Raw genomic sequence first — 21,369 nt, 5'->3', positions numbered from 1 at the left:
GCAGCCTTGCCGAGCATGATGACTGCCCCGTTAACGGCAAACGTCAGGAAAAGGGCGACATCTGGCGTCAAGGCGCAGCGGGCGAACGCCTCGAACACCACAGCGGGACGAGCAGGCGGGTGCCGGGGGTGACAAAAGTCGGGCAAGGGGAGGTCAGCACTTTGTTGTGCGGGGCGGCAGGAGCATCCGCCCGGGAATACCCGAGTCAGGTCAATGCCGACTCGGGAGACCCAGCATGCAACCGGACGTCAGCGTTGTGCTCATCACCTTCAACGACTCCGCCCGGCTGCCGCGCGCCATCGCGTCCGTGCTGAACCAGTCGTTGCGCAACCTCGAACTGATCGTCGTGGACGACGCGAGCACCGACGACACCGCCGACGTCATGGCGCGGTTCGGCGATCCGCGCGTCAGGTACATCCGCAGGGAGACCAACAGCGGGCACTGCGGGGCGCCGCGCAACGCGGGGCTGGACGCGGCGCAGGCCCCGCACGTCATGTTCCTCGACAGCGACGACGAGCTGACCAGGCACGCCTGCAAGAGCCTGCTGGCCGAGGTGGAGCGGACGGGCGCCGACTTCGTGACCGGCCAGATCTCGCGGCTGTTCGAGGCCACCGGCCGCACCCAGCGGTACTACCCGTCGCTCTTCCGGCCGCGCAGGGTGGTGGAGGGCATCCGCGCCGAACCCCGCCTGTTCCTCGACGGGTTCGCCACCAACAAGCTGTACCGGACGGCGTTCCTCCGCGAGAACGGCCTGCGCTTCGCCGAGAACATCCACTACGAGGACCACGTCTTCACCGCCGCCCTGTACTGCGCGGCCCGCCGTTTCGCGGTCGTGCCGTGGGTCGTGTACCTGTGGCGCCGGGCGGTCGAGCCGACGTCCATCTCGCTCTCCCTCACCGGCATGGACAACATCCGCCACCGGGTGCGGGCGGCGCAGATCGGCGACGCGATCCTGCGGGACAACGGCTGCTCGGACCTGGTCGCGCACAGGCAGCAGCGCTTTCTCACCCAGGATCTGCGCGTCTACCTCAACAGGCTGCCGCACCACACCACGGTCTGGATCAAGGAGTTCGCCTCGGTCGTGCGCCCCTACCTCGACGAGCTGGAACAAGGCGTGCTCGGCAGGGCCGAGCCGATGACCAGGGTGTGCTGCCACCTCATCAGGACCGACCGCCCCGAGGAACTGGTGGTCGCGGCACGCTCGCTGACCGGCCCGAAGGCCGCGCCCCGCCACGCCCTGCGGGTGGACGGCCGGACGTACTGGGGCACGCGGGCCGATCCCGGGCTGGACATCACCCCGCTGCGGCTGGCCGAGCTGCCGTTCACCGCGACCAGGATCCGGCACGAGATCTGCGACATCTCCTGCCAGGGCACGGTCGTGTCGATGACGGTGCGCACCTACGATCCCTTCGCCGTGCTCCGCCGCTGGAAGACCGAGGCCGAGCTGACCGTCAAGGGGCTGCGGGTACGGCTGGCGCCGCAGCGGCAGTCGGACGGCAGCTACCTCACCCAGGTGGAGATGGACCTCGCCGGGGCGAGGCTCGGCCGGCTGGGGTTCGAGGGACACCGGGACGCGCGCATCGCGTTCGTGCGCCCGGACGGCCACCGTACGAGCGACCGGCTGCTGGTCGCCCCCACCACGCCGCCGCTGGTGCTGGAGGTGGGCAGGCACGAGGTCACGGTCGCCCCGGAAGGCGACAGCGCCTTCCTGCGGATCTCCTGGCGGCCGTCCGAGACGCTGCGCGGCGCCTCGCGGCTGCGCGGGCTGCGCACCCTGGCGGGCCGCCGGGACCTCAAGCGGTGGGTGTACCGGCGGCTGGTCCACCTGGTGCCCCGCCGCCACGACCTCGCTCTGTTCGAAAGCGACGTGGGCGCGGCCTACACCGGCAACCCGAGGTACATCTACGAGGAGATCCGCCGTCGCGGGCTGCCGCTGGAGGTGCGCTGGTCGGCGCGCGGGGACACCTCGGGCTTCCCTTCGGACGTGCCGCTCGTGCGGCGGATGAGCTGGCGGTACATCTGGACCATGGCCAGGGCGGGCTACTGGGTGGACAGCCACGGGTTCCCGCTGGACTTCCCCAAGCCCAGGGGGACGCGCTACCTGCAGACCTGGCACGGGCAGACGCTGAAGACGGTCGGGTTCGACTCCCCCGACCTGCGCGGGGACTTCCCCGGCCCCCGGGAGGAGTGGCGCGCGGCCGTCGCCCGGTGGGACGCGCTGGTCTCCCCCGGCCTGGAGTTCGAGCGCGTCTTCGTACCGTCGAACGAGTACACCGGCACGGTGCTCGGCTTCGGCTCACCCCGCTGTGACGTGCTCGTCAACGGCGATCCGGCGGCCGGGGCCCGCGTGCGCGAGGCGCTGGAGATCCCCGAGGACCGCCGCGTCCTGCTGTACGCGCCCACCTACCGCGACCTGTCCATGCGGAGCGGCACGTCGGTGCGGGTCGACCTCGACGCGCTTGCGGACGAGCTCGCCGGCGAGTGGGTGCTGGTGCTGCGCACCCATCCCGCGGAGCGGTTCAAAGTGCCCGAGCGGGTGCGCCACTTCGTGCGGCCGGCCGGGTCGTATCCGGAAGTCAACGACCTCATCCTGGCCTCGGACGCGCTGCTGAGCGACTACTCCTCGATCATCTGCGACTACGCCTGCACGGGACGGCCGATCCTGCTGTACGCCGACGACTACGACGAGTACGCGCGGGTGGAACGCGGCCTCAACTACGACCTGCGGGAGATCGCCCCCGGGCCGGTGCTGGCGTCCACGGCCGAGCTGGCCGCCGCGCTGCGCGACCTCGCCTCGGTCAGGGCGGAGTACGAGGAGCGGTACGCGGACTTCGCCGGGCTGTTCTGTTCGGAGGAGACCGGGAAGGCCGCCCCCCGGGTGGTCGACGCCTTCTTCCACGGCCTCGGAGCCGGCCCGTGACCGCCGCCGCGGCACGCGTGGGCCGGTCCGCGGGCATGCCGCCGCCGGCCGGGAAAGCCGGCGTATGAACGCGGTCGTGTTCGCCTGCATGGACGCCGACACCCTCGGCGGGATCCAGCAGGTGACCCACACTGTCGCCCAGGGGCTCGCCCTGCGCGGGCACGAGGTGCACGTGGTCGGCCTGCACCGGGCGCTGGACCCGTTCCGGTACGTCGAGCGGCCCCTGTACGAGCACCATGTGGTGCAGCGGCGGCCGCTCGGTGAGGGGAGGCGGTGGGTGGCGCGCGGGCGGGTGTCCCGGCTGCTGTCCTCGATCGGGCCGGGGTACGCGGTGCTGACCTCTCCGGGAGCGGTGTCCTGGCTGGCGGACCTGCTGCCGCCCCGGTTGCGCGCCATCGGCCAGTACCACGGCTCGTTCGAGCATGCCCGCGGCACCTCGCACTTCGCCTCGGTGCGGCGGCACTACGGCGGCCTGGACCAGGCCGTCTTCCTCAGCCCGGAGGACGCCTGGCGGTTCGCCGAGGAGGCGCTGCTGCCGAACACCGCCGACCTGCCCAACCCCCTGCGGGCCTGGCCGGAGAAGACGTCCTTCCTCGACGTGCCGCGCGTGCTCGGAGTCGGCCGCCTCGCCCCGGTCAAGCGTTTCGACCGGCTCATCACGGCCTTCGCGCGCGCGGGCCGCACACGGGGCCGGTGGGAGCTGCACCTGATCGGGGACGGGCCCGAGCGCGGCCGCCTGCGCGTGCACGCCGCGCGCCTCGGCGTGGCCGACCGCGTGGTGTTCCGGGGCCGCGTTCCCGCCGCCGAGATGGGCCAGGAGTTCCTCAACGGGGCGATCCTCGGGCTCGCCAGCGAGCACGAAGGGCTGCCGCTGGTCGTGGGCGAGGCCGCCTCGTACGGCATGCCGACGGTCGCCTTCGACGTCTCAGGAGGCGTCCGGTCGCTCGTGCTCGACGGCGCGACCGGCGTGCTGGTGCCGCCCGCGGACGTCGACGCGTTCACCGGCGCCCTGAGCGGGCTGATGGCGGACCCGGCCAGGCGGCGGCGCCTCGGGGCGGGCGCGCGGGCGCACGCGGCGGCGTTCCGGCTGGAGAACGTCCTGGACCGCTGGGAGGACCTCTTCAGCCGGATCCGCCGCTGACCGCCCCTACCGACCGGCGTTCAGCGGTCGATGAGCTGGTCGGAGGGGGTGCGGGGCTGGGGGATCCTCGCCAGGGAGAGCTGCCCAGAGGTGAGCATGGCCGGGAGCGGGCCGGGTTCGCGGAGGCGGTTGACCTGGTCGCGGGCCAGCTGGTCCAAGCGGGAGAGCCGCCGCCGGGCCACCGTCCTGTGGTAGGCCAGCAGGTGCTCCAGCGAGGCCCGCGGGCTCCCCGTCAGCTCATACCCCTGGCTCTTCAGGCGGCTGCCGAGCACCTGCTCGCACAGCGCGATCTCCCAGGGGGCGAGGCGGGTGGCCCAGCTTCCGACCCTGGCCCTGGTGACGTCCTTGTGGGTGTTGCTGTGCCACACCTTGCGGGCGGGCACCGCCGTCGTCGCCATGTACCGGGGCTCACACATCGCCGGATCGAACTCCTCGCCTAGGAACCCGCACAGCCTGCTCAGCTCCGACTCGGGGTCGGCGGTCAGGTCCTCATAGCGCAGCTCGTAGTAGGTGCCGGCGGGCAGCCGCTCGGCGTGGCTCCACCCGAGGTCGACGGACTCGGCCCAGGTGGCGATGGCGTGGAAGACGTCGAGGGTGTACCACGGCATCTCCTTCAGCGAGGCGACGCAGTCACGCCCGTCCCTGATCAGGTGGACGAACTGGGCATCGGGGAAGAGCCGCAGCAGCACGTCCACGTGCTTGATGTAGCTCGGCCGCTTGTCCCCCCAGCGCGGCTTGCCGAACCGCTCGGCGTACGCGCGGAACGCCTCGCCGGTCACCGATCCCAGCGATCCCGGCCCTTCCACCGCCCTGCGGACGTAGGCGGTGCGCTCGATGCCCAGCTCGCGGAACTTGGTGGTCTTGTCGGTGGCGATCCACTCGGCCAGCTTGCGCCGGTTGTCGGCGTCGCGCATGTCCCCGTGGAGGCGGCGGTGGAAGTACGCGGAGGTCAGGAAGCGGGTCTCCGGCGGTACGGCGATCCTCCCGTGCGAGTGCAGCATGAGCTGCAGCATCGTGGTGCCGGAGCGCGGGCAGCCGATGACGAAGATCGGCCGGTCTGGACGCATGGATCTACACCCCCGTGTAGAACGGATCGGTCCGCACGTGCCGCTCGTCGTCCGGGCCCGGAGCCGTGGGCGGGGCTCCCGTGGCGAGCGCCCGGGTGGAGAGCCACATGCGGTAGACGAGGAAGATCTCGTTGAGCACGAGCAGGGCGCCGGCGCCGGTCGTGACCGGGAGCAGCGCCGCGGGACCGATCAGCGGGCCGAGGACGAACACCGCCGCGTGGAACTCGATGCCGCTCATCAGGTGCGTGCGCACCCGGTGGCGGGCCAGGAAGCGGCCGAGGCGCTGGCGCAGGCCGATCGGCGGCTCGGCCCCTTCGGGCGGGGGCGGTACGGCCGGGCTGTACGGCGTGACGTGCCGGTGCCGGGACGCCTGGTCGTACCCCGGGGAGCCCGGCGGCGCGTTGCCGGGTCCGCCGGCCGGCGGCTCCTGCCCGGACGGGCGGTCCTTGGACGACGGCGGGGCGGGTGAGAACGAGCGGTGGGTGACGGACTCGGTGGAGGGGAACGCCTGCCGGGGGATGACCGGCCCGCTGTAGGGCTCGGTGAGGTGGTCGGCGGGCTTGGGCGGCTCGCCGGGCTCGTCCTGGCACCGGAACGGCTCGGGCGGGTCGGCGGGCTGGTCCCGGTACCGGACCGGCTCGGCGGGGTCGGCGGGCTGGTCCCGGAACCGGTAGGGCTCCGCGGGGTCGGCGGCCCGGTCGTCCTGGAGCCGGTAAGCCTCGGACATCTGGTCGTAGGGCTCGTACGGGTCGTAGGCGGGGTCGGGCGGCTCGCAGGCCGCGGACCCGGTCGAGCCATAGGGCGGCAGGTCGTGGTCCGCGGCGTACGGCATGTCGTGCTGCGAGCCGTGGGCCAGCGATTCCACGGCCATGGCGTCGCGCATGGCGTCCAGTTCCTCGCGGCGGGCGGCGCGCCGGCGGGCCTTGACCGTCTGGCGCACCCGCTTCATCTGTGGCGCGTTGACGTAGCGGAACAGGTCGAGGATGGCGATGCCCGCGCCGAGCAGCACGTACGCGAGGCGCCCCGTCGCGGCGTACTGCCCGTAGGCCAGGCCGAAGGCGCAGCAGACGACGCGGATGCGGTCGCCCACGTAATCGAGCCAGAGCCCGAACGGTGTCCCCGTGCCCTTGAGGCGGGCGATCTTGCCGTCGACGCAGTCGACCATGAAGCTCACGTAGAACAGCGCCGCGCCGAGCACCAGGTGATTCGCGGCGAAGCAGGCCGCGGAGGCCATGCCGAGGACCAGTGAGCAGCGCGTAAGGGCGTTCGGGGTGATCTCGGTGCGATTCGCTACGAACAGTGCCACCCGGCATGCCACCGGGTCGACCATGAACACCGTCCACCATGAGTCTCTGCGTTTGCGCGTCGCGCGGACGTCATCCAGCGAATAGGACCTCATGGCTGCCAGCATGGCGACCCTAAGCCACCGATAACTGACCGTCTGTAACTAACATGAGATCTCTAGATGGTTTCTTGACCGCTACGAGCGACTGCCCCTGAGGGCTTGACCTCGTCTCGGACGAAGCCGCATCGGGTCTCGCCCGGTAAGGCGGGCCCGCCCGGCGTACGGATCCGGCTCAGCACCGATCTCGAGTGAAGCATGCCGATTTTGCCTCTCTTTTCCGGTTACCGGGGGACTGGGATAAGGTGACGCGGCGCCGGACAAAGGAGGACGACGATGCGGCGATGGATCCCGATCATGATCGCGGCCATGGTGGCACTGGCGGCGGCGCCTCCGGCGACGGCCGGCACGGCGAGCGGCACGGTCACCGGCACGGTCACCGGCACGGTCACCGGCACGGTCACCGGCACGGCGAGCGGCACGACCCGCGGCGCGGCGGCCGGTACGACCACCGGCACGGCGAGCAAGGCGGTCGACTGCGCGCGGGTCAAGTGCATCGCCCTGACGTTCGACGACGGCCCCGGCCGTTACACCGGCAAGCTGCTCGACCTCCTGCGCCGGCACCGGACGAAGGTCACCTTCTTCCTGATCGGCGAGCGGGTCGAGAAGTACCCGGCGATCGCTCGCAAGATCGCGCGTGAGGGGCACCAGATCGGGGTGCACACCTTCACCCACCCGCATCTGCCGACCCTGCTCGACGACCAGATCAGGGACGAGCTCGGCCGCACCAAGGACGTCATCCGCAAGGTCACCGGCAAGGAGCCCGACCTCATGCGCCCGCCATATGGCGACACCGACGAGCGCGTGGGCGCCATCGCGGCGGAGCTCGGAATGTCGCAGATCCTGTGGAACGCCTCCTCCCGCGACTGGGAGCTGCGTGACACCGACGCCATCGCGCGGAGGGTCCTCAGCCTCGCCAAGCGTGACCGGGTCGTCCTGATGCACGACATCTGGCCGCAGACGGTGGCGGCCATGCCGAGGATCCTGAAGACGCTGGAGAAGCGCGGCTATCACGTCGTACCCGTGACGTCGCTGCTCCGAGGCCGGCACCTCGCCCCCGGAGAGGTCTACCCGGTCGGCGGCTGGAACTGACGCGGGCCACCGCTGGAAACCGGCGCCGGTAGGCGCCGGCGCGGGCCGACCGCTGGAACCGGCGCCGGTAGGCGGCTGGAACCGGCGCGGGCCGGCACCGCGCCCGGCGCCCTCGGGTCAATCGGATGGCGGCGGCCCACGCCGTCCCGTAACCTTTTCGTAGCCGCGCGCAGCGGTGAGGACCGCCATTCCCCAGCCCGATCCGGCAGACCATGAGGGTGAGCATGAGCGACGTACGCGAGAAGGCAGAGCTGTACGCCCTGGACATCTCGGACGCGACCTGGCTCAGCGCTCCCGGGAGCGCCTCGGACGACCGCATCGAGATCGCCTATCTGCCCGGCGGCGCGGTCGCGCTACGCAATCCCTCCGACCCCAACGGCACGGTGCTGAGATACACCGCCGCCGAGTGGAACGCCTTCGTGCTCGGCGTCCGGGACGGCGAATTCGACGACTGAGCGCCGCCCTACCCGCCACACCAGCGAGTACGGCCCAACTTGTCGGCGCGAAGACCACCCACCTTCACCGCGCGGCCTCCCCCTTTCGCCCCGTCTGACGCTTGTCCAAGTCGGCGCCGCGACGGCGGGAAGCGGTACGGCGAAGTCGGCGCCGCCGTACGTCGGGCAACTCGGCGCACGTTCGCGGGACGTCGCGCTAGCGGGGGACGACGTCGACGAGGGCGGCGTTGCCGTCCGCGTCGATCCTGAGCACCGCCGCCGCCCGGTCGGCCGCCAGCTCGTCCTGCACCCGGCGGGCCTTGTCCTCGGGCAGGAAGAGGCTGTCGACCCCGCAGTCGAGCCTCCCGTATCCGCTCGTACGGCAGGCGAGGTAGGGCCGGTCGGCCGGACGCCGCCGCTCCAGGCGCCCGCCCTTCCACAGCCCGCCGTCACGCGCGAGCGGCACGAACACCTCTCCGGCCGGCTCGTTGTCGGCCTCCGGCAGGTCCGGGTACCGCAGCATCACGTACGCGCCCCGGAACGGGTCGATCGGGTCGATGGGAGCGACCGCCAGACGGTACTCCGTCCCACCGAGCCGGGCGGACAGTTGCGGGCGGACCGCGACCACGAGCAGCACGACCTGCAGGAGCAGCGCGGCGGCCACCAGGACCGGGCGGGACGTCAGCGCAGGCCGGTTCACCTCGTCACCTCCATCAGGCGGCGGCGCCCGTACTCCGCGAGCGTCCCTGTGACGATGAAGATCACGCCCAGGGCGAGGAAGAGCGCCGCTCCGGACAGCAGGGGCTGGAACACCGCGAAACTCTGTGCCGTCACGAACACCACGAGCGCGGCCGTGGCGATGAACACCAGATAGGTGGCGTCCCGCCGGGCAGCGACCGCCGCGAACCAGCTCGCCGCCAGAACGTAGAGCAGCGTGCCGACCAAGGCGCGAGCCGTCTGCGCGGCGCTGAAGCCGCCGGGACCGAACGGGTCGCCGGGCGACCAGGCGACCAGCCCGAGCGCACCCACGATCATGACGGCGGCCGCGAGCACCTCGCGCCGCCCGCCGGGGTCGCCGAGGAGGAGCGCGGCGCCGGCCGCGACGGCGGCGGCTACCAGGCCCGACCACAGCGCGACGGAGGCGTACATGTCCTCCTGCCGGATGCCGGGAAACGCGGCGACGAACAGGCCGGTCAGCGCGAGCACGAACCCGGCGAGCCGCCACGGCGCCGCGAACGGCGCGGGTCCCGCCCGGTCGTGGACGACGGCGAGGGACAGCGCCACCGCCCCCGCGGCCAGCAGGGCCACCGCGACGCCCCCCGGACCCGTCTGCTCGGAGACCCACCAGCCGTACCAGACCGCGCCGATGGCGAGGGCGACGACCAGGGGGCCGGCCGCGCGGGTCGCGTACGCGTACGCCAGCGCGCCACCGGCCCATACGGCCAGCAGGCCGGAGGTGTACGCCGGGACCTGCAGGCTCTGCGCGGCCTGGAAGACCACTCCCCCGGCGGCCAGCACCGTGACCAGCCTCGCCGCTTGGCGCACCGCCGGACCGGTGAGGACCTCACCGAGGACGGCGGCGGCCAGCCAGACCACGGTGATCCCCACGAAGCGCAGCAGAGGCGACATCTGGTCCAGGTTGGCCGCCACGACCCAGATGAGCCCGATTCCGAGGAAGCCGCCGCCGAGCAGCAAGACGAGGCGTTCGAGGCTCAGCCGGCGGCCAGGGACGTAACGATCGGTGATGCGGGCGGCCGTGCCGTCGTCGATGACGCCCTCCGCCTGCCACCGGGCCACCTCGCTCCGCAGCCACGCGAGCCGCCGGGCGGGGACGCGGATCCGCGTCGGTTCCATGCCGCACTTCTCCCTTCGCCTCCCCGTTCATGGAAGGCCGATCGGCCAAGCTCGGCCTGACCCGTGAGCTTCGCCGGGACCGCTCCCTCACATGCGGCGCGGAACGTATGCCTGGCCGCCGGACGGCGGGAACGGTGCGACCGATCGTCTCTTATATCCCGTCATGCCCGCGAATCGGACATGTCGCGCGGGGGCGGCGATGCCCACGCCTGAGCGAGCCGGCGGCCCGCGCGCTGCATCGGGCGCTCGACGTAGCGGTACGTCAGCCCGCTCACCGCCAGCACGGCGGCCAGGAACGCGACGGCCAGCAGGCCCTGCACCACGGGCGGCCGTTCCCGTGGGTCGCCGAACAGGGCCAGGAAGAGCTTCAGCAGCGGATGGTGCAGCAGGTAGACCGAGTAGCTGATCACCCCGAGCCCGACCAGCACACGCGGCACGGCCCGGCGACGCAGGGCCATGCCGCCCGCGAAGGTCGCCACGGCCAGCGCCAGCGTCGTGATCCAGACCCTCGGGTACGCCCACACCCCGGAGGGGAAGGCGAAGAACGGGATGACGGCCAGCACGAGCGCCACGGCCACGACCGTTCGCAGGCCGGACATCTGGCCGCGTCCCCAGCGGCCGGACACCTTCCCGCCCTCCCGCTGGCCGGAGACCTGCCCGTCCTGCTGGTGGCCGGAGACCTGCGCGTCCTGCTGGTGGCCGGAGACCTGCCCGTCCTCCCGGCGGGCGGAGATCCGGCCGCGCTCCCAGCGGTGGATCGCGGTCCCGGCGAACATCACCGCGATGATCGCCGGCCCGAGCCAGGGCGTGCGGCTGCCGAGCAGCACCAGCGTCACCGCGAGGCCGCCGAGGAGCAGCGCGCCCGCCTGCCGCACCCGGCCCGACCCGGCGACGACGCACCCCAGACCGGCGGCGAAGACGGCGAGAGCGACGAAGGCCGCGGGCCCGCGGGCCAGGACGGGAGCCGCGAGGAACAGGCCGACGACCAGCGAGACGGCGGCGAACGCCAAGGCCCAGGCGCCGCTGCGCCGGTGAAGCCCGGCCACGAACAGCACGGTGACCAGCAGGTAGAAGACCATTTCGTAGGAGAGGGTCCACATCGTGTCGGCGACACCGCCCGAGCCGACCACGTCCAGGAGCATGGTGGCGTGCGCGGCGGCCGTGGCGGCGTCCGGGACCACGGCCTCCCGCAGCGGCACGAGCGGCAGCGACGCCAGCACCAGCCCGATGACCAGCAGGTACAGCGGATAGAGCCGGAAGAACCTGCCGACCCAGAACGCTCGGACGTCGCCCCCGTTCTCCAGCGAGGCTGGGATGATGTACCCGCTGACCAGGAAGAACACCAGCACGCCGTACGTGCCGAGGTGGAACCATGTGGGCCGCAGCCCCGGCAGGAAGCGGTAGAACATGTGCTCCAGCAGCACGGCCGTCGCGCCCAGGCCCCTGATGGCGTCCAGCCACGCCAGCCTGGGCCGGGGGTGACCCGGACCGGCGGAGGTCGGCGCGGTGCGCGGCTGAGCCGTGAGCATTTGCCAGAATTTACCGGGTCGCCGCCGTTCGAAACGTGAGCCCCGGCATTCATTCCACTTTGCCCGTTATGTCGCTTTATGGGCGGCGATACCGTTTTGACGGGATATATCGGTTTCTGACAGGCGATACCGTCACCCCTCCGGCGCCGCCGCGGCGCCGGTCACTCCCACTCGATGGTGCCCGGCGGCTTGCTGGTGACGTCCAGGACCACGCGGTTGATCTCGCGGACCTCGTTGGTGATGCGGGTGGAGATGCGCGCCAGCACGTCGTAGGGCACGCGGGACCAGTCGGCCGTCATGGCGTCCTCGCTGGTCACCGGCCGCAGCACGACCGGATGGCCGTACGTGCGCCCGTCGCCCTGGACGCCGACCGAGCGCACGTCGGCGAGCAGCACCACCGGGCACTGCCAGATGTCCCGGTCGAGACCCGCGCGCGACAGCTCCTCGCGGGCGATGGCGTCGGCCTCGCGCAGGATCGCCAGCCGGTCCTGGGTCACCTCGCCCACGATGCGGATGCCGAGCCCGGGGCCGGGGAACGGCTGGCGCCACACCATCGCCGGCGGCAGCCCGAGCTCCTCGCCCGCCCGGCGGACCTCGTCCTTGAACAGCGTGCGCAACGGCTCGACCAGGGAGAACATCAGATCGTCCGGCAGCCCGCCGACGTTGTGGTGAGACTTGATGTTGGCCGTGCCGGTGCCGCCGCCGGACTCCACCACGTCGGGGTAGAGCGTGCCCTGGACGAGGAAGTCGACGGGACCGTCGGCCAGGATGGCGCGCTGCTCGTCCTCGAAGACCCGGATGAACTCCCGGCCGATGATCTTGCGCTTCTCCTCCGGGTCGGACACCCCGGACAGGGCCTTCAGGAACCGCTCGGCGGCGTCCACGACCCGTAGCTTCACGCCGGTCGCGGCGACGAAGTCACGCTCGACCTGCTCGGCCTCACCCTTGCGCAGCAGCCCATGGTCGACGAACACGCAGGTCAGGCGGTCGCCGATGGCCCGCTGGACCATCGCGGCGGCTACTGCCGAGTCGACCCCGCCAGACAGCCCGCAGATCGCCCGCCCCTCGGGGCCGACCTGCTCGCGGACGGCCTCGATGGCGTCCTCGACGATGTTGAGCATGGTCCAGCTGGGGCGGCAGCCCGCCGCGTCGAGGAAGTGCTTCATCACCGCCTGGCCGTGCTCGGAGTGCAGCACCTCGGGGTGGAACTGCACGCCGTACAGGCCCCGCTCGGGGCACTCCATGGCCGCCACCGGGGTGTCGGGGGTCCACGCGGTGACCTCGAAGCCCTGAGGAGCGGCCGTGACGCTGTCGCCGTGCGACATCCACACCGACTGGGCGGCGGGGAGCCCGGCGAACAGCACGCCCTCGCTGCCCACGGTCAGCGGCGTGCCGCCGTACTCGGCGATGCCGGTCTGCGCCACCTGGCCGCCGAGGACGCGGGCCATCTCCTGGAAGCCGTAGCAGATGCCGAACGTCGGAACCCCGGTGTCGAACAGCCCCTCGGGGGCCGCGGGGGCACCCTCGGCGTACACCGACGCGGGGCCGCCGGACAGGATGATGGCCTTGGGGTTCTTGGCGAGCATCTCGCTCACCGGCATCGTCGAAGGGACGATCTCGGAGTACACGTGGCACTCACGGACCCGGCGCGCGATGAGCTGCGCGTACTGCGCACCGAAGTCGACGACAAGGACCGTGTCGAACTCAGACACCGGAAAGACCCCCATGAAAAGACACCGCGGTCCTCACAGTCTATCGGCGCCCATCTCCCCCGGAACGCCACTCAAGATCGCCGTCCCTCGCCCCGGAATCCCGTCCGAGATCGTCGCCCGTCCGCCATGAACCGCGCCACCCTGGCATGCGTCGTAGGGGCATGAGGACTTCGATCGGTACGGCCGCCGCCGTCGCGCTCGCCGTCGGGCTCGTCGCCACGGCCTGCACGGACGGCGTGGGTGGTACGACTCCCCCGGCCGGGGCCCCTGTGGCGCTGGGCAACGTCAAGCTCGTCGCCTACACCAGCTGCGACGACATGCTGGAGGGCCTGCGCGAGGCCACCGCGAAGAACGTCGGCCCCTGGGGCATCGGCGGGGGCCCGATCTACACCGCCACCGGCAGGCAGGCGGACTCCCTGGCCACCGCCGAGGCGAAGTCCGTACCCAGCTACTCCACCACGAACGTGCACGAGGCGGGCGTCGACGAGCCGGACCTGGTGAAGACGGACGGCAAGCGGATCATCACCTACGCGCAGGGAGTGCTCCGCGTGGTGGACGCCGAGACCAAGAAGGTCACCGGCACCCTGCGGCTCGTGCCCAAAGAGCAGGGCTGGGCCCCCGGGAACCTGCTGGTCCACGGCGACCGCGCGCTCGTGCTCTTCTCCGGCGGCGGGATCATCCCGCTGGGAGCCATGGCCAAGCGTCCCGCCGGACCCGCCGGGCCCCAGTACACGCTGGTCGACCTGAAGGAGATGAAGGTCCTGGGGTCGATCACGACCTCCGGGGCCCACGTGGACGCCCGCATGGTCGGCTCGACCGTGCGGGTCGTCGTCAGGTCCCAGCCCGAGATCACCCTTCCCGAGGCGCGCCCGAACGAGCCCGAGGCCGACCTGACCAAGCGCAACCGGGACGCCGTACGCGCCGCGCCGATCGACGCCTGGCTCCCGGCGTACGAGGTGAGCGGGCCGGACGGGAAGGCCCGCAAGGAGAAGGTGCCGTGTGAGCGGGTCAGCCACCCGAAGGAGTACACCGGGACCTCGATGCTGACCGTGCACACGATCGACCTGGAAGCCGGGCTCGGCGCCGGTGAGCCGATCAGCGTCGCCGCCGACGGCGACACCGTCTACGCCACCCCGACCAGCATGTACGTCGCCAGCAACCCCCGCTGGTGGTTCCGGCGCATGTTCATCGACGACACGCCGGTGACCGACGTGGCGCCCGACACGGCCGCGCCCGCCCCGGACACGACCGGCACGACCGCTCCGGGCGCCGCCTCGGCCACGGCGACCCCCGAGACGGCGGCTTCGGGCCCGGCCGCTCCGGGCGCGGCTCCTTCCTCCTCCGCCGCGACCGTCGCCCCCAAGGACCAGCCCACCACCCCTCCCGCCGAGAAGGTGGAGCCGAGCAACGACCCGTCGATGCCCTCCCTGCTCCCAGAACCGACCGCGACCGTGACGGTGACGGCCACGCCCGTCCCCAGCGACACCCGGACCGGGACGCCCACACCGACCGTGACGCCGAGCGCGACGGTCCAGCAGGCGCCGCCCGAGCAGACCGAGGTGCACCGGTTCGACATCAGCGGGACGGGAGCACCCCGGTACGTCGCCTCCGGCGTGGTCCCCGGACGCCTGCTCAACCAGTACTCGCTGTCGGACTACGAGGGGAACCTGCGGGTGGCCACCACGTCGTCCGGTGACGAGGGCATGACCACCGACAAGAGCACGAGCGCGGTCTACGTGCTCAACGCCGACACGCTGGCCAAGGTCGGCCAGGTCACCGGGCTCGGCAACGGCGAGCGGATCTACTCGGTGCGCTTCATCGGCCCCGTCGGGTACGTCGTGACGTTCAAGCAGGTGGACCCGCTGTACACGCTGGACCTGCGCGACCCGGCGCGGCCCAAGGTCACGGGAGAGCTCAAGATCACCGGATACTCGGCCTACCTCCACCCGGCCGGCGACGGGCGGCTGATCGGCATCGGGCAGGAGGCGAGCGAGAAGGGCAGGACGCTCGGCACGCAGGTCTCGCTGTTCGACGTCAGCGACCCGGCCAAGCCGGCCAGGCTGGCGCAGTACCACCAGGAGAACTCCGGCTCTGAGGCCGAGTGGGACCCGCACGCGTTCCTCTACTGGCCCGCGACCGGCCAGGCGGTGCTGCCGCTGAGCAGCTGGGGCGAGAGGACCGACGACTACCAGACCGCCGCCCTGGTGCTGAAGGTCGGCGACGGCGCGATCACCAAGACGGGCGTGATCACCCATCCGAAGCCGTCCGCGCCGAGCGGCTTCGCGCCCGCCACCCCGACGATCCAGCGCTGCCTGGTCATCGGGGACACCCTGTGGACGGTGTCGGACACCGGGCTCAAGGCCAGCGACGCGACCACCCTGGCCGACCGGGGCTGGCTCCCCTTCGCCGGGTGAGGAGCTTCCGGGCCGTACCGCGCAGTGCGGCCCGGGATGCCGGGCCGCACCGCTCCGGTTTTCGCGAGGGAACCGGAGCGTGCGGCCGACGGCACACACGCCCGCTCCGGGCCGCCCGAGGGCCCGCCCGAGGGCGTGCCGGCGGGCGGATCACCCTGCGGCCTTCCGCCCCTCAGGTCGTCGTGCCGCCGGTCAGATCGGCTTGGTCTCCGGCTCCCACGGGACGATCTCGGGGGCGCCCAGGCGGATGGCGTCGGCCTCCTGGTCGGTGTCCTGCTCCTGCGAGGCGCGCTCGGCCTCGACGCGCTTGGCGTAGTACTCGACCTCGCGCTTGACCTGGTCGGCGTCCCAGCCGAGCGGCCCGGCCATCAGCTCGGCGGCCTCCTGCGCGACGGCGGTGCCGCGGTGGAAGGTCTCGATCGAGATGCGCGTGCGGCGGGTGAGCGCGTCGTTGAGATGGCGCGCGCCCTCGTGGGTGGCCGCGTAGACGATCTCGGCGCGCAGGTAGTCGTCGGCGCCCGACAGGGGGCGGCCCAGCGACGGATCCTGCTCGATCAGGGCCAGCACCTCGTCGATCATCGAGCCGTACCGCTGCAGCAGGTGCTCGATGCGGGCGACGTGCAGACCCGAGGACCGCGCCAGCCGGTGGCGGGAGTTCCACAGCGCCTGGTAGCCCTCCGCCCCGACGAGCGGGATCTTGTCGGTGCAGGACGCGGGCACCCGCTGGTCGAGCCCGTGCGCGACGGCGTCGACCGCGTCCTTGGCCATGACCCGGTACGTCGTGTACTTCCCGCCCGCGATCATCACCAGGCCGGGGACCGGATGGGTGACGACGTGCTCGCGGGACAGCTTGGAGGTCTCCTCGGACTCGCCGGCGAGCAGCGGGCGCAGGCCCGCGTACACGCCTTCGACGTCGTCGCGGGTCAGCGGCACCGACAGCACCGCGTTGACGTGGTCGAGCACGTAGTCGATGTCCTGCCGGGAGGCGGCGGGGTGGGCCCTGTCGAGCGACCATTGCGTGTCGGTCGTGCCCACGATCCAGTGGCGGCCCCACGGGATCACGAAAAGCACCGATTTCTCGGTGCGCAGGATGATGCCGGTCAGCGAATGGATCCGGTCACGCGGCACGACCAGATGGACCCCCTTGGACGCGCGGACGTGGATCTGGCCGCGCCCGCCGACCATCTCCTGGATCTCGTCGGTCCACACGCCGGTGGCGTTGACCACCTGCCGGGCACGGATGTCCAGGTCGGCGCCGGTCTCCAGGTCGCGCACCCGTACCCCGGTGACCCGCTCCCCCTCGCGCAGGAAGCCGACGACCTTGGTGCGTGAGGCGACGTGGGCGCCGTAGGAGGCGGCGGTCCGCAGCATCGTCGTGACGTACCGCGCGTCGTCCACCTGGGCGTCCCAATATTGCACGGCGCCGGTGAGCGCGGACTTGCGCAGGGCCGGCGCGAGCCGCAGGGCGCGGCGCCGCGACAGGTGCCGGTGCCCCGGCACGCCACGCGACAGCCCGGTCGAGAAGCCGAGCGTGTCGTACAGCGCCAGGCCGGCGCCGACGTAGGGCCGCTCCCAGGCGTGGTGGGTGAGGGGGAACAGGAAGGGAACCGGCCGCACGAGGTGCGGGGCGATGCGCTGGAGGAGCAGTGCCCGCTCCTGCAAGGCCTCGCGGACGAGGTCGAAGTTCAGCTGCTCCAGGTAGCGCAGCCCGCCGTGGATGAGCTTGGAGGAGCGGGAGGAGGTGCCGGAGGAGAAGTCACGCGCCTCGGCCAGGCCGACGGACAGCCCGCGGGTCACCGCGTCCAGCGCGACGCCGGAGCCGACCACGCCGCCGCCCACCACGAACACGTCCAGCTCGTGCTGGGGGTCGGCCATCCAGGTCAGCGCCGCCGAGCGTTCCTCGGGTCCCATGCGCGCCGAGTGCATTCCCCCGCCCCGGACCTCGACTTCGGCACCGTGCCGCCAGATCCGGGCGTCGTCACGCTCCACGTTCACGCCATCCCTTCGCGCCGCGAAGTCGCCTTCCCCGGCACTCCCGTCCGTGCCCGGCTCGACCCCGCCGGCTGTGTGCGCTGTCATCTGCGACCCCCTGGGGTGCGGCTTGTCGCGTGTTGTCCCATTTCTACCCGCGAGTAGATACCTGCATGCGATGAGCGGACTCCACCCGGGCATGGCACTGGTCACAGGAAGCGACTCTTCCGTGGCCTTCTCCATCACCGGCCACTGTCCGTCCCACCAGCCACACTCCCTGCCCGGTAGATCTTTTCACCGCGCCCCGCCGCCGCCTGGCCGTTCAGACTCTCATCACCTCGACGCCCGCGTCCGTGAAAGCCGCCGCGTCGGCGTCCGGGAGGCCCGCGTCGGTGATGAGCGTGTCGATCTGGTCGATGCCGCAGATCTTCGCGAAGGCGGTGCGGCCCACCTTGGAGGCGTCCGCGACCGCGACGACGCGGGCCGCCCTGCCGATCAGCAGGTGGTTCACGCTCGCCTCTCCCTCGTGGTGCGCCGAGGCGCCCGCCTTCGCGTCGATGCCGTCGACGCCGAGGAAGGCGATGTCCAGGGTGACCTGCTGCAGCACCCCGGTGGCGAGCGGGCCGATCAGCTCATACGACTGCGGGCGGGCGACACCGCCGGTGACGACGAGCTTGACGTTCTGGCGGACGGTGAGCTCGGCGGCGATGTTGAGCGCGTTGGTCACGACGGTGATCTGGCCGCCGGGCGCGGTCCGCACGGCGAGCGTCCTCGCCACCTCGGACGTCGTCGTCCCGCCGTTCATGCCGACCACGGCCCCGGGCGGGACCAGCGCGGCCGCCGCCTCGGCGATGCGCTGCTTCTCTCCGGCGTGCCTGGCCGTCTTGTACCGGAGCGGCAGGTCGTAGCTGACGCTCTGGGCGACGGCACCGCCGCGGGTGCGCATGAGCATCTGCTGCTGGGACAGCTCGTCGAAGTCGCGCCGGATCGTCGCGGTCGAGACCCGGAGGGTGTCGGCGGCCTCCTCGACCGTCAACCGCCCCTGCTGAGCGAGCAGCTCCAGCAGGGCGTTCCAGCGTTCATACCGGCTCATGGTCCCAAAGCGTCGCACACCATGCGGGCATATACATCAGGACGCTGCTCACCCGATGCATAATCGTGCTCATTTCTGCTATAAAAAGTGCAGAACAAATCAAACAGGAGGAACCGGCCCGTGACAACGCACACCGAGATCGAGATCGCGTCGCAGCCGGCCTGCTGGAAGCGCGCGACGGAGCTGGCGGCGAGCGCCACCCTTCCCCGGCCGGGCGAGCGCGTCGCCGTCGTCGGCTGCGGCACCTCCTGGTTCATCGCCCAGGCCTACGCCGTCCTGCGGGAACAGGCCGGGCACGGCGAGACCGACGCGTTCGCCGCCTCGGAGGCCCCGCTCGGCGGCTCCGGCGACACGCCCGGGCGCGCCTACGACCGGGTGCTCGCGCTGACCCGCTCCGGCACCACCACCGAGGTGCTCGACCTCCTGCGCCGCCTCGAGGGCACTCCCACCACGGCCATCACCGCCGACCCAGGCACCCCCGTCATGACCCTCGCGGACGAGGTGGTCGTGCTCGACTTCGCCGACGAGCAGTCCGTCGTCCAGACGCGCTTCGCCACCACACAGCTCGCGCTCCTCCGGGCCCACCTCGGCGAGGACCTCACCCAGGCCGTCGCCGACGCCGAGCGCGCGATCGCCGAGCCCGTCGCCGAAGAGTTCGTCGCCGCCGAGCAGTTCTCCTTCCTCGGCCGGGGCTGGACCTGCGGGCTGGCGCAGGAGGCGGCGCTCAAGATGCGCGAGGCGTCACGCTCGTGGACCGAGGCGTACCCCGCCATGGAGTACCGGCACGGCCCGATCAGCATCGCCGGACCCGGCCGCGTCACCTGGATGCTCGGCACCGCCCCCGAAGGGCTGGCCGACGACGTGCGCGGCGCGGGCGGCACCTTCGTCGGCGGCGACGGCGACCCGATGGCCGAACTGGTGCGGGTGCAGCGGGTCGCGGTGGCACGCGCGCACGCCCTCGGACTGGACCCCGACCAGCCGCTTCACCTGACCCGATCTGTGATCCTGTCCCCATGAGCATCACACTCTCCGGCGCCCGCGTGGTGACCCCGGAAGGCATGCACGACGGCTGGATCACCATCGAGGACGGCCGCATCACCCACATCGGCCACGGCCAGGCTCCCCGAGGCGACGGGCACGACCTCGGCGGACGGTACGTCGTCCCCGGCTTCGTCGACATCCACACCCACGGCGGCGCCGGAGGGTCCTTCCCCTCCGGGGACCAGGAGGAGGCGCGGCGGATCGCCGCCTTCCACGCCGCGCACGGCACCACGACGATCATGGCGAGCCTCGTCACCGCCTCGCTCCCCGACCTCGTGCGCGCCACGGCCGCCCTGGCCGATCTGTGCGACGACGGGCTCCTGGCCGGCATTCACTTCGAGGGTCCCTACATCGCCAGGTCGCGCTGCGGCGCCCACGACCCCGCCCTGCTGCGCGACCCCTCCGTCGGCGAGCTGGCCGACCTGCTGAAAGCCGGGCGCGGGCACGTCCGGATGCTCACCATCGCCCCCGAGCTGCCCGGTGGCCTCGACACGATCCGGGCGGCGGTGTCGGAGGGCGTCATCGCGGCCCTCGGGCACAGCGACGCCACCTACGAGCAGGCCATCGCCGGCATCGAGGCCGGCTGCACCGTGGCCACCCACCTCTTCAACGCCCTTCCCTCACTCCACCACCGCGAGCCCGGCCCGGTAGCCGCGCTGCTGGAGGACGAGCGGGTGACGGTCGAGCTGATCAACGACGGGGTGCACGTCCATCCGGCCATGCTGCGGCTGGCGGAGAGGGCCGCGGGCGCCCGCCGCGCGGCGCTCATCACCGACGCCATGGCGGCGGCCGGCATAGGCGACGGGACCTACCGGCTCGGCTCCATGGACGTGCGGGTGTCCTGCGGCGCCGCCCGGCTGGTCGAAGGCGGCTCCATCGCCGGCAGCACGCTCACCATGGACGTCGCCTTCCGGCGCACCGTCCAGGAGGTCGGGCTGCCGGTGCCCGCCGCCGCCGAGATGGCCTCCCTCACCCCCGCCCGCGTCCTCGGCGTGGACGACCGCGTCGGCTCCATCACCGTAGGCAAGAACGCCGACCTGGTCGTCCTCAACGAGGACCTCACCGTCCACCGCGTAATGAAACAAGGCACCTGGACCCCCTCCCCATGACCCCCACCCCCCACCACCCCGCGGTGGCCGGATACCTTCACCGGGCGGGCTCCCCTCCCCCACCCCACACGCTGCTCCACCACCCGGCGCCGACACGGCGAGACGCGGTACGGCGATACCGGCGCCCCCATACGGCGAACAACCCGGCAAACGTTTACGAACACCGCCCCATGCGACACGAACGGTACGAGGGAGCCTTTACGTTCGGAGCCGGCGCGTGATCATCACGGTGACGTTGAACGCGGCGCTCGACGTGACGTACGTGGTCGACGGCGTGGACTGGAACGGGGTGAACCGGGTCCACGCCGTGCACCGCAGGGCCGGCGGCAAGGGAGTGAACGTCGCCAGGGTCCTCGCCGCCCTCGGCCAGGAGGTCGTGGTGGCGGGCCTCGCAGGCGGCGCGTCCGGGTCGGCGATCCAGGCCGATCTGGCGGCTGCAGGCCTGCTGTCGGCGCTGACCCCCATCGCCGCCGAATCCCGCGCCACCCTCGCCATCTCCGACACCCCCTCCCCGCCGTCCCCGGCCTCACCTCCCCTCCCCGCCCCCGACCCCCACACGCCCGATCACGACCGCACCCACGACCACCACT

General features: G+C 72.1%; 16 protein-coding genes. 8 read left to right on the top strand and 8 right to left on the bottom strand.

The annotated features are described in order from the left end of the window. Positions 1-235 precede the first annotated feature (235 nt). Both MYF83_RS39330 and MYF83_RS39325 read left to right on the top strand, forming a co-directional pair. Positions 236-2,920, top strand: coding sequence for a bifunctional glycosyltransferase/CDP-glycerol:glycerophosphate glycerophosphotransferase (locus tag MYF83_RS39330; RefSeq protein WP_248965904.1), 2,685 nt, complete (start codon positions 236-238; stop codon positions 2,918-2,920). Between the two features lie 64 nt (positions 2,921-2,984). Next, on the top strand, positions 2,985-4,061 hold the full coding sequence (locus MYF83_RS39325; RefSeq protein ID WP_248965903.1) for a glycosyltransferase: 1,077 nt from the start codon (positions 2,985-2,987) through the stop codon (positions 4,059-4,061). Between the two features lie 20 nt (positions 4,062-4,081). Here the strand turns inward: MYF83_RS39325 and MYF83_RS39320 are convergent, their stop codons facing one another. Together MYF83_RS39320 and MYF83_RS39315 are read right to left on the bottom strand one after the other, a co-directional pair. Next, entirely contained in the window at positions 4,082-5,128 is a 1,047-nt protein-coding gene (locus MYF83_RS39320) for a sulfotransferase family protein (protein WP_248965902.1), read from the bottom strand. Positions 5,129-5,132: 4 nt separating this feature from the next. After that, positions 5,133-6,527 (bottom strand): CDP-alcohol phosphatidyltransferase family protein, encoded by a 1,395-nt coding sequence (locus MYF83_RS39315; protein ID WP_248965901.1) that lies wholly within the window; start codon positions 6,525-6,527, stop codon positions 5,133-5,135. A 279-nt stretch (positions 6,528-6,806) separates the two neighbouring features. On the opposite strand from MYF83_RS39315, the gene MYF83_RS39310 reads away from it, so the two are divergent. Both MYF83_RS39310 and MYF83_RS39305 read left to right on the top strand, forming a co-directional pair. Further along, positions 6,807-7,622: a polysaccharide deacetylase family protein gene (locus tag MYF83_RS39310; protein ID WP_248965900.1), complete on the top strand. Its 816-nt coding sequence runs from the start codon at positions 6,807-6,809 to the stop codon at positions 7,620-7,622. Between the two features lie 224 nt (positions 7,623-7,846). Further along, the gene (locus MYF83_RS39305) at positions 7,847-8,077 is read left to right on the top strand and encodes a DUF397 domain-containing protein (RefSeq protein WP_248965899.1); all 231 of its coding nucleotides are present in this window, start codon (positions 7,847-7,849) and stop codon (positions 8,075-8,077) included. A gap of 196 nt (positions 8,078-8,273) precedes the next feature. Here the strand turns inward: MYF83_RS39305 and MYF83_RS39300 are convergent, their stop codons facing one another. The 4 genes from MYF83_RS39300 to guaA all read right to left on the bottom strand — a co-directional run bounded on the left by MYF83_RS39300 (position 8,274) and on the right by guaA (position 13,166). Further along, positions 8,274-8,756: a GDYXXLXY domain-containing protein gene (locus tag MYF83_RS39300; RefSeq protein ID WP_248965898.1), complete on the bottom strand. Its 483-nt coding sequence runs from the start codon at positions 8,754-8,756 to the stop codon at positions 8,274-8,276. Further along, positions 8,753-9,910: a DUF2157 domain-containing protein gene (locus MYF83_RS39295; RefSeq protein WP_248965897.1), complete on the bottom strand. Its 1,158-nt coding sequence runs from the start codon at positions 9,908-9,910 to the stop codon at positions 8,753-8,755. Before MYF83_RS39295 ends, MYF83_RS39300 begins: the two co-directional genes overlap by 4 nt. A 161-nt stretch (positions 9,911-10,071) precedes the next feature. Continuing rightward, positions 10,072-11,439 (bottom strand): acyltransferase family protein, encoded by a 1,368-nt coding sequence (locus MYF83_RS39290; protein ID WP_248965896.1) that lies wholly within the window; start codon positions 11,437-11,439, stop codon positions 10,072-10,074. Positions 11,440-11,600: 161 nt separating this feature from the next. Further along, positions 11,601-13,166 (bottom strand): glutamine-hydrolyzing GMP synthase, encoded by a 1,566-nt coding sequence (guaA, locus tag MYF83_RS39285; protein WP_248965895.1) that lies wholly within the window; start codon positions 13,164-13,166, stop codon positions 11,601-11,603. 146 nt (positions 13,167-13,312) lie between these two features. On the opposite strand from guaA, the gene MYF83_RS39280 reads away from it, so the two are divergent. Further along, a complete protein-coding gene (locus tag MYF83_RS39280; protein ID WP_248965894.1) occupies positions 13,313-15,565 on the top strand; it encodes a beta-propeller domain-containing protein in 2,253 nt (750 codons plus the stop codon). A 192-nt stretch (positions 15,566-15,757) separates the two neighbouring features. Here MYF83_RS39280 and MYF83_RS39275 read toward each other — a convergent pair whose 3' ends face one another. Next, on the bottom strand, positions 15,758-17,491 hold the full coding sequence (locus tag MYF83_RS39275) for a glycerol-3-phosphate dehydrogenase/oxidase (protein WP_248965918.1): 1,734 nt from the start codon (positions 17,489-17,491) through the stop codon (positions 15,758-15,760). A 367-nt stretch (positions 17,492-17,858) separates the two neighbouring features. Beyond that, positions 17,859-18,629, bottom strand: coding sequence for a DeoR/GlpR family DNA-binding transcription regulator (locus MYF83_RS39270; protein ID WP_248965893.1), 771 nt, complete (start codon positions 18,627-18,629; stop codon positions 17,859-17,861). 120 nt (positions 18,630-18,749) lie between these two features. On the opposite strand from MYF83_RS39270, the gene MYF83_RS39265 reads away from it, so the two are divergent. The 3 genes from MYF83_RS39265 to MYF83_RS39255 form a co-directional block, all read left to right on the top strand. After that, entirely contained in the window at positions 18,750-19,646 is an 897-nt protein-coding gene (locus MYF83_RS39265) for an SIS domain-containing protein (protein ID WP_248965892.1), read from the top strand. Continuing rightward, a complete protein-coding gene (nagA, locus tag MYF83_RS39260; RefSeq protein ID WP_248965891.1) occupies positions 19,643-20,779 on the top strand; it encodes an N-acetylglucosamine-6-phosphate deacetylase in 1,137 nt (378 codons plus the stop codon). The genes MYF83_RS39265 and nagA overlap by 4 nt, the downstream gene beginning before the upstream one ends. 217 nt (positions 20,780-20,996) lie before the next feature. Continuing rightward, positions 20,997-21,369 (top strand): PfkB family carbohydrate kinase (locus MYF83_RS39255; protein WP_248965890.1); only part of this gene is annotated, 373 nt, incomplete at its 3' end.

The sequence above is a fragment of the Sphaerisporangium perillae genome, from assembly GCF_023276435.1.
Lineage (GTDB): Bacteria > Actinomycetota > Actinomycetes > Streptosporangiales > Streptosporangiaceae > Sphaerisporangium > Sphaerisporangium perillae.
The sequence above is the reverse complement of the archived record's forward strand: the minus strand, read 5'-3'. Positions and strand labels throughout refer to the sequence as shown.